The sequence below is a fragment of the Streptomyces sp. NPDC104371 genome, assembly GCF_055583785.1.
Window position 1 is genome coordinate 245,303 of record NZ_JBVJNF010000010.1, and the last position, 13,236, is coordinate 258,538.

A 13,236-nucleotide genomic window follows, 5' to 3' on the forward strand; every position below is an offset into this window, starting at 1 on the left:
GACGGGCGCGGGGACGCAGGGCGCGCAGGGGGTCCAGGGTTCTCAGGGGTTCCAGGGTGGTACGGGGCCGCAGGGTCCGCAGGGCCTGACGGGGGCAGGGACGCAGGGACCCCAGGGCGTTCAGGGCACACAGGGTGCTCAGGGTGTGCAGGGGGCGGGCGCGCAGGGTGCGCAGGGAGCTCAGGGCGCGCAGGGGTTCCAGGGCCCTCTGGGGCCGCAGGGTGTCGAAGGGCCGCAGGGTGTGACGGGGGAGCCCGGTCCGCAGGGGTTCCAGGGGGCCTTGGGCCCGCAGGGCGTCGAGGGCCCGCAGGGTGTGACGGGGGCGCAGGGTACCCAGGGATCGCAGGGTACCCAGGGCTTCCAGGGCGGTACCGGGGCTCAGGGTGCGCAGGGCGCGCAAGGCGTACAAGGAGCGGGGACCCAAGGGCCGCAGGGTCCGCAAGGGGCCCAGGGCGGCGGTGGCGCGGCTATCACCAACTACATCGCGACCGGTACGGGTGCTCCCACGGCGGCGGCGTTCTGCAACGGCGGTGACACCGCCATCAGCGGGTCCGGGGTCACGGCCGGGCCGTCCGGGCCTGCCGCGGCTGCCACCACCCCGGTTGTTTCGGGCAACGTTCCTCTGGGGTGGCAGGCCGACGGCACTGCCGTCAGCCCCACCGCCTCCACCACGGTCTACGTGGTCTGCCAGCACCTGGGCTAGCGACCCGATGCGAGCGGCGACGCCGAAGGGCCGTCCGCTCCCCGGCAACGCGCGACGGTGCCCCGAGGCCATGGTCTCGGGGCACCCGTCATCGGTCCGGCAGATCAGTCGTTCTCCGGGTCCGCCGCCCCTGGCAGATGCGTCGCCAGCAGGGCCACCCCGGCCAGCACGACGACCCGGGTGGCCGCGTCCAAACCGTTCCATGTCTTGGACTGCCACATCGCGAACCACTCGCCGCCTATCGCGATGAAGCCCGCGCCGAACAGCAGCAGGAGCATCAACAGCCCAAGAGTGGACAGTTGCCGGGCCCGCGGTCGCCGCCGGGCCCAGAGCCAGGTCGCGGTGATCAGGAGCAGTGCCGCGAGTGTCTCCCAGGCGATGATCGCCACATACGCGCCGTCCTGCCAAGCATGCGAAGTGATGGCCCGCCACATCAGGTCTTCGTCCTTGAACGTCGTGTCCATGGCCAGCACATGCCGCACGAACTGCTGATTGGTCCCGAAGTCGGTGATGTTCCCGAACGCGACGAGTGTGATGTAGAGGGCGACCGTGCCGGTGAGGATGGTGGCGGTGAGGTGCAGAGTGGCACGTGAGGTGGGATTGGTCTTCATGCCGGGGTTCCTTCCCGGCGAAGAGGCGTGCCTCCCGTACGCATTGAGCCAGACTGGCGTGGTTCGATGCGTTCGACCCTGCCCGTCGCCAGGGCCTGTTGCGAAAGTCCCTCCCCGCCCTTCGACCGGGAGGTACCCCCGGCCTCGCGACGTCGCCCTGCCACCGTGAAGTGATCCGGGCCCCGGACAGGCGAGAGCCCCCTCGGCCGGGACGGCGGGCCGGTCGAGAGGGCTCTTTCGGTGTGCCTGTGCGGTTGTGGACGCGGTCATCGACGCGTCAGGCCAGGGTGGACGTCCCCCGGCCCACCGCTGTCACGAACGCGTTCCAGGAATCCGCGGGGAAGGTCAGCTCCGGACCCTCGATGACCTTCGAGTCGCGGACCTGAAGCGCCGCCGGGAGGGGGGACTTGACCTCGACGCAGGCGCCGTTTCCGGCCGAGTACGACGACTTGGTCCACGTGGTCGTGGACCCCTGAAGAACTGCCATGTTCACTCCGGTGCGAGTTGCCGAGTTACTGTCATCGCCACACGGTCACAGCGCATGCCCGCGGTGCGATCCGCGCCAACCTGATTGCTGATGGCGTGATGGAAGCTACTCGACAACTTCGCGGCCCGGAGCGGCCGTTCACCCGACCGGATGGCAAATCCCAAGAGACACTTACGTGTTGAGGATTTGCTGGTGTATGGTCCGGCGCTTCTCGATACGGAATGCTCAGGGCGCGTACTCCTTCGCCATATCGGCGATGAGCTGACGGGACTGGTCCACATTCAGCGCCTGCGCGCGCAAGTGCTCGTACATCACGGCGTACTTCTGCACGTCGTGGGCCTTTTCCAGATACAGGTCGCTGGTGACGCCCTCGAGGTAGACCACGCTCGAGTCGGCGGTGTCCGTGAACTCCAGAATCGCGTACTGGCCGTTGAGCCCGGGATGCGCGCCCACGTCGAACGGCAGTACCTGCACGGTGACATGGGGCAGCCGGGACATGTCCGCGAGGTACTCCAACTGCTCGCGCATCACGGAGCGGTCGCCCACGATCCGGCGCAGGGCGGCCTCGTCCAGCACCACCCACAGCCTGAGCGGGTTCTTCTCGTCGGTGACGCGGTCCTGGCGCCGCATCCGCACCTTGACCCGCTTGTCGATGTCGGCCGGCGATGTCTCCGGCAGCGCGCCCTGGATGAGGGCCTCGGCGTAGGCGGGTGTCTGCAACAGACCGGTGACGATCTGGGGTTCGTAGACCCGTAGCGACTCCGCGTCGGTCTCCAGACCGATGTAGACGCTGTAGGGAATGTCCCCGAAGGCGTGCCACCAGCCCTGCTGGCGCGAGGCCCGCGCCATTTCCATCAGGGAGTCCACGACGCGCTGGTCCTCGACCTCGTAGACACCGCACAGGTCGCGCACATCGCGCGGGCTGATGCTGCGGCGGCCGTTCTCCAACCTGCTGATCTTCGACTGCGAGACCAGGAGTCGCTCGGCGACCTCTTCGGCGGTCATCCCCTTGAGTTCACGAAGCTTGCGTAGTTCCTGGCCCAACCGGCGTCGCCGGACGGTGGGATTGACATTCGACGCCACGGATGTGCACCTCCGGCTGCGTGCCCCTGCTTTGCTTATCTGCTGCTGAGCAGATTGCCACCAAGGTGTTTCCTACCGCTGGGAAACAGCGGATATGCGGCGCCTGCACGCCCGTTGGGGGTCACTTGGCCAGAAGTTGGCCCTCGGCGCCCGGAGATGTCGTACGGTTCTGCCGCTGTCGTACGAAGGAACCACCGGGGGCCGGGAGTTCACGTACGGCGGTCGGCATGCGGCCGCGCGGGGGGTGAGGCCGCAGCGTCGTCCGACGTACGGTCTCGACCCGTCCCGCGCGGGCCGGTGGCTCCCGGAACGGGCCTCGGTGAGGGACGCCGTTCCGGTTCGTGAGGTGTGGATCAGTGGGCCACGGCGCGCGCCATGGACCCGTGGTGATGCGATTGCATCGGAACGCCGTGGGCGGGTTCCGCTGCGGACTTGGCCGAGGCGGCCTGGCGACGAGACGGCGCCGGGCCACGTCGCGGCTGGGCGCCCACGCCGTTCTGGACGTCCATCACGGCGTGCGCCACGAGACCGCCCATGGGGTCGTGCCTGATCAGATCCCGCAGCCGGGAGCGGGACGAGCGCCCCTCGTTGCCCGGATACAGGTGCTTGCCCAGGCCGACCGCGTGGGCCAGCGCGGCGAGCGCCGCGGTCCGGGCGTCCGGCGGCACGCCGGTACGGATGGCGGTGTCCAGCCGGGCCCTGATCTCCCGGCTGATGGCCGTCTCCGTCGCCTGATAGCGCGTCGTCGGCAGCACCCCGCACATCTGGCCGGGCACGGCCTGGACCATGCCGCACCGTTCGAGGTGCGAGAGATACGTCTGGCGAAGACCGAGGCGCGGCCCGCCGATCCAATGGACCGCCCGTACGGGAGCGCCACGCCTGCGCAGCAACTCCAACGCGCTGTCCAGAGTCGGATCTCCAGTCGGCCGTGGCACCACCACGGCGATACGATCCCCGTCTGGGGCTATCCGTCCGGCCAGCGCCAGCTCCACGAGCTGTGCTCCGGCCAGACCGAGGTCGAGCGACTGCGGCTGTGCAGTGGTACCCGTGGCCGGGTCCAGCGCCAGCAACAGAAGCTCTTCCGGAAGTGTTCTGCGGCTCCTGCCCATCCATGCCTCCCCGCGTGGATGAATGACAGGGTGACCCCTCTCACATTGGTCTGTCGAGAGTGCCTGACCGGAATGTAGTGGAACCGACAGGTATGTCGTTCTCGTCTAGCGCAGGGGTCAATCTCTCAGACAGGACACTGGTACATGGTTCGGACAGTGATGTCCGGACGGCGGTTCGTGGTTCGGCAAGCGCGCGCGTGGGCGGGGCGCAACGAGGAGGCATCGGTGGCGGGCGAGTCCCCCGACAGGTCGAAGCAGCAGGGGTCGTCGGCGGAAGCGACGTCGGGGAGTGGGGCTCCGGTTCCGGGGGCGACCCGAACCGGCCACGATCCCCGGGTCGTGTTGACCGAGGAGAAGGCGGGGGAGAAGACGGGGGCCGATCAGACGACGGCGGCGTTCTCCGGACGGGAGCCGCGTGACGCGGCCGACGGCGAGACCGGTACGGACGCCTGGGGCGTCGCCGGACGGGGCAAGGGCACCGGGGACGACGGTGCGCGTCGTGCCTCGCTGGCCTCGTGGGTACGGAGCGCGGAGGACGTCGCCGAGGGCGCGTCCGCCGAGGCCAAGTCCGGTGCGGGGCGTGGGGGTTCCGACGCCGCGTCGGCCGTGACGGCCGAGGACGAGTCCGCGGAGGCCGAGCAGGTCGACGAGAGCGAGAGCGGCGCCGCGGAGACGGCGACCGAGGGTGCGGCCGAAGGCGACGCCGAGTCCGCGGACTCCGGTGCGGACGCCAAGGACGCGCCCAAGAGTGAGGAGGCCCCCAAGAGCGGGGGCAAGTCCGAGAAGGAGGACGAGTCGGGCTCCGAAGCCGAGGCGGACGCCAAGGCCGAGGAGGACTCCGAGGCCGACGGTGCTTCCGAGGCCAAGGGCAAGTCCGAACAGGCCCCCGAGGCCGAGGTCGGAGTCAAGGGCAAGTCCGAACAGGCCGCCAAGGCCGAGGTCGGCGCCAAGGGCGACGCGAAGCCCGAGTCTGACGCCAAGAAGGCACCCAAGTCCGAGGACGACTCCGAGAAGTCCTCTGACGCGGAAGCCGAAGACGACAAGGGCTCCAAGCCCTCCGTCGATCAGCCCACCGCGATCTTCAAGGTCCGGAAGCCGGTCGTGGATCAGCCCACGACCATGCTCAAGCGGCCCGACGCCAAGCCGTCCGAGGGTTCCGCTGCCGCGGGCGGGACCGACAGGCCCGCGCGCAAGCCCGGTCCGGCATGGGCCGCCAAGCCCGCCGAGGGCAAGGCTTCCGAGGCGGAGGGGCACGACGACAAGCCGAAGCCCGGCGAGCCCGCCTCCGACGCGACCTCCGGCGCCGAACGCACGAGCAAGTTCGTCGCGCTGAAGTCCCTGGACGAGCAGGCCCCGGCCAAGCCGAAGCCCGCCGCCGGTACCGCCGAGGCGACCACCGCGCTGCCCCAGGTCGGCCCCGAGCGCACCACCCAGCAGCCGCTTCCGCCGAAGCCGCCGATGGATCTGCTCGCCGAGCTGACCAACACCCCGCCGCCGCCGGAGACTCCGGTGCGGACCATAGCGCGCCGGTTCAAGATCTGGACGCCGCTCGTCATCCTGCTGGCGATCATCTTCGCGATCGCACAGGCCGTACGCCCGCTGCCGACCCCGACGCTCGCGCTCACCGCCAAGGACAGCTACACCTTCGAGGGCGACAAGCTGAAGCTGCCCTGGCCGAGCGAGGGTCAGGGCTGGATGGACGTCGACGGCATCGGCACGATGGACCACTTCGGTGAGCAGAAGCCGGTGCCCATCGCCTCGGTCACCAAGACCATGACGGCGTACATCATCCTCAGGGACCACCCGCTGAAGCCGGGCCAGGAAGGCCCCAAGATCAAGATCGACGCGACGGCGGCCAAGGAGGCCGGCTACGACGTCACCGGTGACGAGTCCACGCTCAACACCGTCAAGGAGGGCGACTTCCTCACCGAGAAGCAGGCCCTGTCCGCCGTCATGATCCCCTCCGCGAACAACATCGCGCGACTGCTGGCGCGCTGGGACGCGGGTTCCTCGGAGGCGTTCGTCAAGAAGATGAACGACACCGCCAAGGAACTGGGCATGACCAACACGACGTACACGGACCCGTCCGGCCTGACCAAGTCCACGGTCTCCACTGCCGAGGACCAGGTGAAGCTCGGTTCCGCGGCCATGCGGATCCCGGCCATGGTGGCCATCACCAGTGTGGCGAGTTGGACAGATCCGTCCGGGAAGTACTGGAACAACTACAACGAGTTGCCCTACACCGTCGGCGCGATCGGTCTGAAGACCGGCTCCACCACCGCGGCCGGCGGCAACCTGCTCTTCGCCGCTCACAAGCAGGTCGACGGCCGGACGGTGACCATCGTCGGTGCGATCCTCGGCCAGCACAAGCGAGAGATCCTCGCCACGGTCAACGCGGTCAGCAAGACGGCGCTGGTCGCAGCCAAGGAGGCGCCGACCTCCGCGAAGATCCTGAAGAAGGGTGACGTCGTCGGGTACGTCGACGATCAGCTCGGCGGGCACACCCCGGTCGTGGTCACGCAGGACGTCACCGCGGTCGGCTGGTCCGGGCTCCAGGTGAAGCTGTCCTTCAACGCCAAGGACGTACCGCACACCGCGAAGGCCGGTACCACGGTGGGCACGCTCACCGTCGGCGACGGCAGCTCCGACGGCGCGGTGAAGGTCCCGGTCGCCCTTCAGGCGGACCTGGCGGAGCCCGGCTTCGCGGACAAGCTGACCCGGATCGGCTGAACCGCCGCCGCAAGCACACGGTCAGTCCCTCGCCGCGGGATCCCCACCCGGGAACACCCGCGGCGAGGTGCGTGCTAGCGTCACGAATCGGACAGGTCGACAGTCGCTGAAACGCGGCCGTGAAGCGGGGGCGGACGGGAAGCGGCCGTCACGCGGGACAGGACACGGGGAGTGCCTCAAGTGGCGACAGCGGAGCCGACACACGCCGACGACGCCGAACCGGGCCGCCGTACGGACGAGGCCTCGGCCTTGCGAATACCGCATGGCGCGCCGACCGGCGAGTCCGTCCCGCGCACCCTGCTCGCCAGGCTGCGGTCCTCCCGTGGCGCGGACCTCGCCCGCAGGCACCCCGTCCTGACGATCACGGCCCTCGCCGGGGTGCTGCACCTCGTCTGGTTCTTCACGTTCGCGAACAGCGGCGGCGACCTCGCGGCGCAGGACGCGTGGGCGGAGTTCGTCGGCCGCCACCCGGACTCGGCGTACAACCTCGCCTGGTACGGGGGCATGCACCCCGTGTCGTACAGCGTGGTCTCGCCGTATCTGATGTCCGTGCTCGGCGTCCGTACGACGATGATGATCGCCGGGACCGTCTCGGCCGGACTCCTCACACTCGTCCTCATCCGCAGTCGCGCGGTCCGCGAGCCGTGGTGGCCGGCGCTCGCCGGGGTGTTCGGGCTGGTCTGCAACGCCATATCGGGGCGGGTGACCTTCGGGCTCGGCATGGCGTTCGCGCTGGGCGCGACCGCGTGCGTCTTCTGCTGGCCCCACCGCTGGCGCTACAAGCGCTGGGCGAAGGCGCTGTGCGCCGCGCCGCTGGCCGCGCTCGCCACGATGGCGTCCCCGGTCGCGGGCCTGTTCGTCGGCCTGGTCGCGGTGGCGCTGTTCCTCCAGAAGCGCCGGCCGGGCGCATGGGCCCTCGGCCTCGCGCCGTCCGTGGTGGTCGCGCTGTCGGCCTGGCTGTTCCCGTTCTCCGGAACGCAGCCGATGGGGCCGGGCTCCGCGAGCCTGCCCGTCATCTACGCCGTCTTCGTCTACTTCCTGGTCCCCAAGGAATGGAAGACGGTACGCATCACCTCGGCGGTCTACGCGATCTCCGTGCTCCTGGTCTGGCTGATCAGCTCACAGATCGGCTCGAACATCACCCGGCTCGCGATGCTGTTCGCGGGTGTGGCGCTGGTCGCGGCCCTGCCGTTCACGGTGCCGCGCAGCCGTAAGTGGTACGCCCTCGTCATCGCCTGCGTCGGCTTCGGCGCATGGATCGGCGTCAAGACGGTCGACGACATCGTCCACACGGCCCCGGCGGCGTCCTGGGCCCGCGAGATCGCCCCGCTGGTGAACCAGCTCCAGTCGGCAGGCGCGGAGAAGGGCCGCGTGGAGGTCGTCCCGGCACGCTCGCACCGCGAGGCGTCGGCGCTGGCCCCGTACGTCAACCTGGCCCGCGGCTGGAACCGGCAGGCCGACATGAAGCGCAACCCGCTCTTCTACGACGACACGCTCAACTCCGCGAACTACCACGACTGGCTGCAACGCTGGTCGGTGCACTTCGTGGTGCTGCCGAAGGGAGAGCCGGACCCGACCGGCGGCCAGCGCGAGCGCGCGCTCGTCCAGCGGGGCATGCCGTATCTCCAGCAGATCTGGGGCGACGCGACCTTCCAGCTCTTCGCCGTGACCGACCCGACCCCCATGGCGGATCCCCCCGCGGTGGTCGACCGGGCCGAGCAGGGCGAGCTGACGATGCGGGTGACGAAGGCGGGCCGGGTCCTCATCCGCGTCCCGTACTCGCCCTGGCTGGGCCTGGTCGACGAGGAGGGCAACGGCGTCAAGCCGCCGCGCGAGACCGAGAAGTCCAAGCACCGCGCGGAGGGCGCGCCGAAGACGTACGACAACCTCAACGGCTGTGTCCGGGAGGCGCCCGAGGACGCCGCGGGCGACAAGTGGACGGAACTGCTCGCTCCGCGACCGGGCACCTACCGGCTGGGCGCGCCGTACCAGTTCCCGCGGGGCACGCCCTGCCCGCCCGAGCTGCACTGACGAGGACAGCCGTCAGCCCCGCTGCGCCGTGACGAGGACCTCCCCGGCGGCCGTGCGGGAGTACAGCACCGAGCGCCCCGCCCGCCGCCGCTCCACCAGCCGCGCGTCCAGCAGCACCCGCAGATGTCGGCCGACCGAGCCGAGCCCCTGCCCGGTCACCGCGACCAACTGGCTCGTGCTCATGGGGGAGTCGAGCAGTACGAGGACTCCGGCGCGCGCCGGTCCGAGCAGCGCGCCGAGGCTCGCGGGCACCGCGTCGCGCGGCCCCTGGGCCAGGACGCCCGCGCACGGGTAGATGACGGCGTACCGGTCGGGCTCCTCCCAGGACACCCAGCCGGTCTGCGGGGTGACCGGCACGAAGACCAGTTCGGCGCCGGAGATCTCGCGCGGCGGATACTCGTGGAGGTTGACCTGGAGCCGGTTGTCGCCGAGCCAGCGGGTGCGGCCCGGCCGCAGGGCGTCCACCGCGGCGGCCCAGCCGCCGTGGCTCCACTGGGCGGACCGTGCGACCACATCGGCCTCCAGGACGAGCCGCCGCCGGTCCCAGGAGGGCTGTACGGTCCGCGTCCACACCCAGGTGAACAGCTCGGCGGCGCGTTCGGGCAGGTCGTCGCGGTCCAGGCGGGCGGGGAGCGGTCCGCGCAGGGCGACGGTGACCTGGCCGCGGGCCTCGGCGGGAGGCGTCGTCCGCACGCGGGCCACGGCCTCCTCGAAGCCCTCCCCGCGCCTCGGGGTGGGCGTGAGGAAGTCCGCGATCCACTCCGGTCCGAGACCGCAGCGCACCAGCAGCGCGGTCACCGGATCGGCGGCCAACTTCCGTTGGTAGGCGGGCAGATGCATGGTCAGCCAGGCACGCTCCCCCGGGTGGGAGGCGGTGCCCCGGTGCAGCAGTTGCAGGCTCGCGAAGACCTCGGCGAGCGGTGAGATCCGGAACCGGCTCCCGGCGAGGGTGTCGGCGTTGACGTACCAGAGACCCATGGCGCCGTACGCTCCTCCCCTCGATGTTTCGCGTGTGCGCGAAACAGTAACGACCGCCGTCACGACCTGCTCAGACTCCGCCCATGCGCAGCTACTCCGATCTCTTCCGCACCCGGGAGTTCACCCCGCTCTTCCTGTCCACCTCGCTCCAGACCGCCGCGATGACCCTCGGTGGCTTGGCCCTCGGCACGCTGGTGTACCGGGCCACCGACTCGCCCCTGCTCTCCGCGATCAGCATGTTCGGGCCGCAACTGGCCCAGGTCGTGGGCGCGACCACGCTGCTGTCGGCCGCGGACCGGCTGCCGCCGCGCGCGACCATGACGGGCATCGCGTGCGCGTTCGCGGCCGGTACGGCGCTGATGGCGATGCCGGGCCTGCCGATCGGGTGGGTCTTCGCGCTGCTGCTGCTCCTCGGCCTGGTCCAGTCGCTCGGCGGCGGGGTCCGTTGGGGGCTGCTGACCGAGATCCTGTCCAAGGACGGCTATCTGCTGGGCCGTTCGGTGTTCAACATGGTCAGCGGGATCGCGCAGATCATCGGGTACGCGACGGGTGGCGTCCTGGTGGCGGCGCTGTCGCCGCGCACCACGCTCGGCGTGGCCGCGGTGCTCTACCTCGGGGCGGCGCTCGTCAGTCGGCTCGGCCTGACCCGGCGCGCTCCCCGTGCCGCGGGCCGCCCGTCGATCGCGCGGACCTGGCGCACCAACGCGCTGCTGTGGTCGTCCCCGTCGCGCCGTACGACGTATCTGCTGCTGTGGGTGCCCAACGGCCTGGTGGTCGGCTGTGAGTCGCTGTTCGTCTCCTACGCGCCCGACCGGGCCGGGGCGCTGTTCGCGTGCGCGGCGTTGGGGATGTTCGTCGGGGACGTCACGACGGGCCGTCTGCTGCCGCCCGCTCTGCGCCGCCGCCTCGGCATCCCGTTCCTGGTGCTGCTGGCTGCCCCGTACCTGGTGTTCGCCCTGCGCCCCTCGGTGTCCGTGGCGGCGGCCTGTGCGGCGCTGGCCTCGGTGGGCTTCGCCGCGAGCCTGATCCAGCAGGAGAACCTGATGCGGCTGACCCCGGAGGAACTGAGCGGTCACGCCCTCGGGTTGCACTCGTCCGGCATGCTCACGATGCAGGGCGTGAGCGCGGCGCTTGCGGGTGGTGTGGCCCAACTGACCACGCCCGGCGCGGCGATCACGGTGATGGCGGCGGCCTCGCTCGCGGCGACCCTGGCGCTGGCCCTGCCGGGACGGCGCCGAGAGCTGGACACGGCACCCGGCAAGCACCTGGTGGCCGAGGAGAGTTGAGCCGTCCGGGGTGCGGAGAATGACCGGTAGGACTGTCGTACGGGTGTCGTACGCTCTGCTGTCATCGATCGAGTCGACAGGAGACGTACGCGCCGTGGCCGACAAGCCGTCCGAGGAGCCTGTACCCGGTTCCGGGAAGGGATCCGAGCCCTCCTCCCTGCCCGATGACATCTGGGAGAAGTTCGCCAGGGACAGCGAGCGGGACATCCGCTCCTCGGCGCCCAAGGAGCCGTCCGCGCGGGCCCGTACGGTCACCGGGCGACTGCGGGAGCAGGAGGCGCGGGGCGAACTGCCCGCGGGCTGGCGTACGGGGCCTGCCTGGCAGCAGATGAACGGGCGGTCGGCCCGGCGTCGGCGGCGGTGGGCGCTCCTCGGCGTGCCCGTCGCGCTCGCGGTGGCCGTCGTGGCGCTGAAGCCGTCGCTGCTGCCCGGTGATCTCTTCGGCTCGGGGGACCGGGAGGCCGTCGCGGCACCGCTGCCGGAGGAGACCGCGGCCCCGACCGCTCCGCCCACGTCCGATCCCGGAGTCCCCACCCTGGCACGGCCGTTCGCCGGTTCCCCGGCCGCGCGCTGGGCCGACGGGGAGGCCGGGATCGTCCTGCCGAAGGCGACCCCGGTCGGCTCGGTGTCGGCGAAGCAGGTGGAACAGGCGCTGCGGCAGACCAGGACACTCCTGATCGAGGCGAACCTGAACCCGGCCACCCTGCGCGGCAAGCGCCCCACCGACGCGCTCGACCTGATCGAGCCCCGGCAGAAGGACCTGCTCACGCACCTGGACACCGCCCTGCGCAAGCCGGACAAGGGCCACGATCCACTGGGGATGTTCAGCCGCTTCGACCCGGCCGAGGTGCGCCTGGCCGGTGACGTGGTCAAGACCCGGGGCCGCGTCACGTTCGAGAAGGGCCGGGACGCCGCCGTCACCGTGCACGCCGACTACACCTTCGTCTACCCGGTCGTCGGCGCGGACCGGGACGCGAAGGAGGTGACCCGCACCGTCGTGCGGCGCGTGCTCGACGTGGAACTCACCGACCCGTCGCGGTACCGGGTCACCCCGGGGAAGATCTCCGTCCTGCGCTACGACCTGGACATCGGCAACTCGGCCTGCGACGTCTACGACGGTTACCTGCACCCGCAGTTCGCGTCGTCCCACCCCGCGGGCGCGGATCCGACCGGCCCGACGACGGATCCGTACGACCGCAGCCAGGACATCGGCGCCGACCGCTCGAAGGGCTGCGGAACCGTGTCCCGCGTCTGAGCCCTACGGTTCGCTCGGGCTCGATGCCGTGGGGGTCGGCACCCCGCTCCGCGACGGCGTCGACATCTGCGGCGACCCGACGGTGGGCTCCGACGGGGTGCTGGGGGTGGCGGACCCGCGGGGCGCGGGCTTGCTCGCGGGGTACGAGGCGACCGGTACGGGCGTCGCCGACGGGTCGGCGGGCTTGGCCGGACTGCTCGCGGGCGGCGGGGCGAGGGGGACCGCCGGGGACGGGGGCGCCGAGGGCGCCGTCAGGTAGAAGGGCAACGCGACGAGGACGGCGACCGCGCCGGTCAGGCCCGCCCCGGTCGCGGCACGTCGCAGCCGACGCCTGCTCGCGGCGCGGCGGATCTCCTCGTAGCGGCCGGGGGGCGGCCCGAGGTACTCGGATTCGGGTGAGGACCGCAGGAGCAGCACGAGGGGGTCGTCCGACGCGAACTCCGGGTCGTCGTCAAAGCGTGTGCTCAAGGCTTCTCCTCAGGTGGACGCGGAGCAGTTCACGGGCCGCGTGGAGGTCGGCCTTGACGGTTCCTTCCTTGCGCCCGGTCAGCGCGGACACCTCCCGGATCGGCATGTCAGCGTAGTAGTGCAACAGGATCGGCACACGCAGTCGTTCCGGCAGCGACTGCACGAGCAGCCGGACCGACGGGTCGGCCTGCTCGGTGTGCGGGCGGACGGCCGCTTCCGTGGTGACGCGGCGCAGGGCCCTGCGCTCGCGCTCCAGCTTGCGCCAGTGGTCCCGGACGAGGTTGGCCGCGGTGACGTAGAGGAAGCCGCGGGGCTCCTCCACGGAGGTCCAGCGGGCCCACAGCCGGGTGAAGGCCTCCGAGGCCACCTCGTGGGCTGTCTCGTCGTCGTCGACGAGACGGCGGCACCAGCCGGCCAGGCTCGGGTAGAGGGCGGCGAACAACTCGGACGCTGCCTTGTCACGGGACCGTTTCAACGCACTCCATGGTCGTGAGG

General features: G+C 71.0%; 13 protein-coding genes. 4 read left to right on the top strand and 9 right to left on the bottom strand.

Features of this window, described 5'->3' with window-relative positions; genetic code table 11:
• The 6 genes from ACZ60T_RS27745 to ACZ60T_RS27770 form a co-directional block, all read right to left on the bottom strand.
• Positions 1-424: hypothetical protein (locus ACZ60T_RS27745; protein ID WP_469668321.1), on the bottom strand; the 424-nt coding region annotated here is incomplete at its 3' end.
• Between the two features lie 53 nt (positions 425-477).
• Complete coding sequence (locus ACZ60T_RS27750; RefSeq protein WP_469668322.1) at positions 478-615, bottom strand: hypothetical protein; 138 nt, start codon at positions 613-615, stop codon at positions 478-480.
• Between the two features lie 192 nt (positions 616-807).
• A complete protein-coding gene (locus ACZ60T_RS27755) occupies positions 808-1,314 on the bottom strand; it encodes a DUF2165 domain-containing protein (protein ID WP_469668323.1) in 507 nt (168 codons plus the stop codon).
• Positions 1,315-1,591: 277 nt separating this feature from the next.
• Positions 1,592-1,801, bottom strand: coding sequence for a DUF397 domain-containing protein (locus ACZ60T_RS27760; protein ID WP_365624469.1), 210 nt, complete (start codon positions 1,799-1,801; stop codon positions 1,592-1,594).
• Between the two features lie 225 nt (positions 1,802-2,026).
• On the bottom strand, positions 2,027-2,884 hold the full coding sequence (locus ACZ60T_RS27765; protein WP_365624466.1) for a helix-turn-helix domain-containing protein: 858 nt from the start codon (positions 2,882-2,884) through the stop codon (positions 2,027-2,029).
• Positions 2,885-3,237: 353 nt separating this feature from the next.
• Positions 3,238-3,993 (bottom strand): GOLPH3/VPS74 family protein, encoded by a 756-nt coding sequence (locus ACZ60T_RS27770; RefSeq protein WP_365624463.1) that lies wholly within the window; start codon positions 3,991-3,993, stop codon positions 3,238-3,240.
• A gap of 159 nt (positions 3,994-4,152) precedes the next feature.
• On the opposite strand from ACZ60T_RS27770, the gene ACZ60T_RS27775 reads away from it, so the two are divergent.
• The gene (locus tag ACZ60T_RS27775; RefSeq protein WP_469668363.1) at positions 4,153-6,723 is read left to right on the top strand and encodes a D-alanyl-D-alanine carboxypeptidase; all 2,571 of its coding nucleotides are present in this window, start codon (positions 4,153-4,155) and stop codon (positions 6,721-6,723) included.
• A 297-nt stretch (positions 6,724-7,020) separates the two neighbouring features.
• Positions 7,021-8,754: an MFS transporter gene (locus ACZ60T_RS27780; RefSeq protein ID WP_469668365.1), complete on the top strand. Its 1,734-nt coding sequence runs from the start codon at positions 7,021-7,023 to the stop codon at positions 8,752-8,754.
• Between the two features lie 12 nt (positions 8,755-8,766).
• On the opposite strand, the gene ACZ60T_RS27785 is transcribed toward ACZ60T_RS27780, so the two are convergent.
• Complete coding sequence (locus ACZ60T_RS27785; RefSeq protein WP_469668325.1) at positions 8,767-9,732, bottom strand: ArsR/SmtB family transcription factor; 966 nt, start codon at positions 9,730-9,732, stop codon at positions 8,767-8,769.
• An 83-nt stretch (positions 9,733-9,815) separates the two neighbouring features.
• Between ACZ60T_RS27785 and ACZ60T_RS27790 the strand changes: the two genes are divergently transcribed.
• Together ACZ60T_RS27790 and ACZ60T_RS27795 are read left to right on the top strand one after the other, a co-directional pair.
• A complete protein-coding gene (locus tag ACZ60T_RS27790; RefSeq protein WP_469668326.1) occupies positions 9,816-11,018 on the top strand; it encodes an MFS transporter in 1,203 nt (400 codons plus the stop codon).
• Between the two features lie 94 nt (positions 11,019-11,112).
• A complete protein-coding gene (locus ACZ60T_RS27795) occupies positions 11,113-12,273 on the top strand; it encodes a hypothetical protein (RefSeq protein WP_469668366.1) in 1,161 nt (386 codons plus the stop codon).
• A gap of 3 nt (positions 12,274-12,276) precedes the next feature.
• Here ACZ60T_RS27795 and ACZ60T_RS27800 read toward each other — a convergent pair whose 3' ends face one another.
• Positions 12,277-12,741 (bottom strand): hypothetical protein, encoded by a 465-nt coding sequence (locus ACZ60T_RS27800; protein ID WP_469668327.1) that lies wholly within the window; start codon positions 12,739-12,741, stop codon positions 12,277-12,279.
• A complete protein-coding gene (locus tag ACZ60T_RS27805) occupies positions 12,725-13,216 on the bottom strand; it encodes an RNA polymerase sigma factor (RefSeq protein WP_469668328.1) in 492 nt (163 codons plus the stop codon). The genes ACZ60T_RS27800 and ACZ60T_RS27805 overlap by 17 nt, the downstream gene beginning before the upstream one ends.
• Between the last annotated feature and the right edge of the window lie 20 nt (positions 13,217-13,236).

What these genes read in the sequence shown, in the direction of transcription:
- ACZ60T_RS27790 (WP_469668326.1), top strand. Translation starts at nt 9,816, where the DNA reads ATGCGCAGCTACTCCGATCTCTTCCGCACCCGGGAGTTCACCCCGCTC.
- ACZ60T_RS27760 (WP_365624469.1), bottom strand. Translation starts at nt 1,801, where the DNA reads ATGGCAGTTCTTCAGGGGTCCACGACCACGTGGACCAAGTCGTCGTAC.
- ACZ60T_RS27775 (WP_469668363.1), top strand. Translation starts at nt 4,153, where the DNA reads ATGTCCGGACGGCGGTTCGTGGTTCGGCAAGCGCGCGCGTGGGCGGGG.
- ACZ60T_RS27785 (WP_469668325.1), bottom strand. Translation starts at nt 9,732, where the DNA reads ATGGGTCTCTGGTACGTCAACGCCGACACCCTCGCCGGGAGCCGGTTC.
- ACZ60T_RS27755 (WP_469668323.1), bottom strand. Translation starts at nt 1,314, where the DNA reads ATGAAGACCAATCCCACCTCACGTGCCACTCTGCACCTCACCGCCACC.
- ACZ60T_RS27770 (WP_365624463.1), bottom strand. Translation starts at nt 3,993, where the DNA reads ATGGGCAGGAGCCGCAGAACACTTCCGGAAGAGCTTCTGTTGCTGGCG.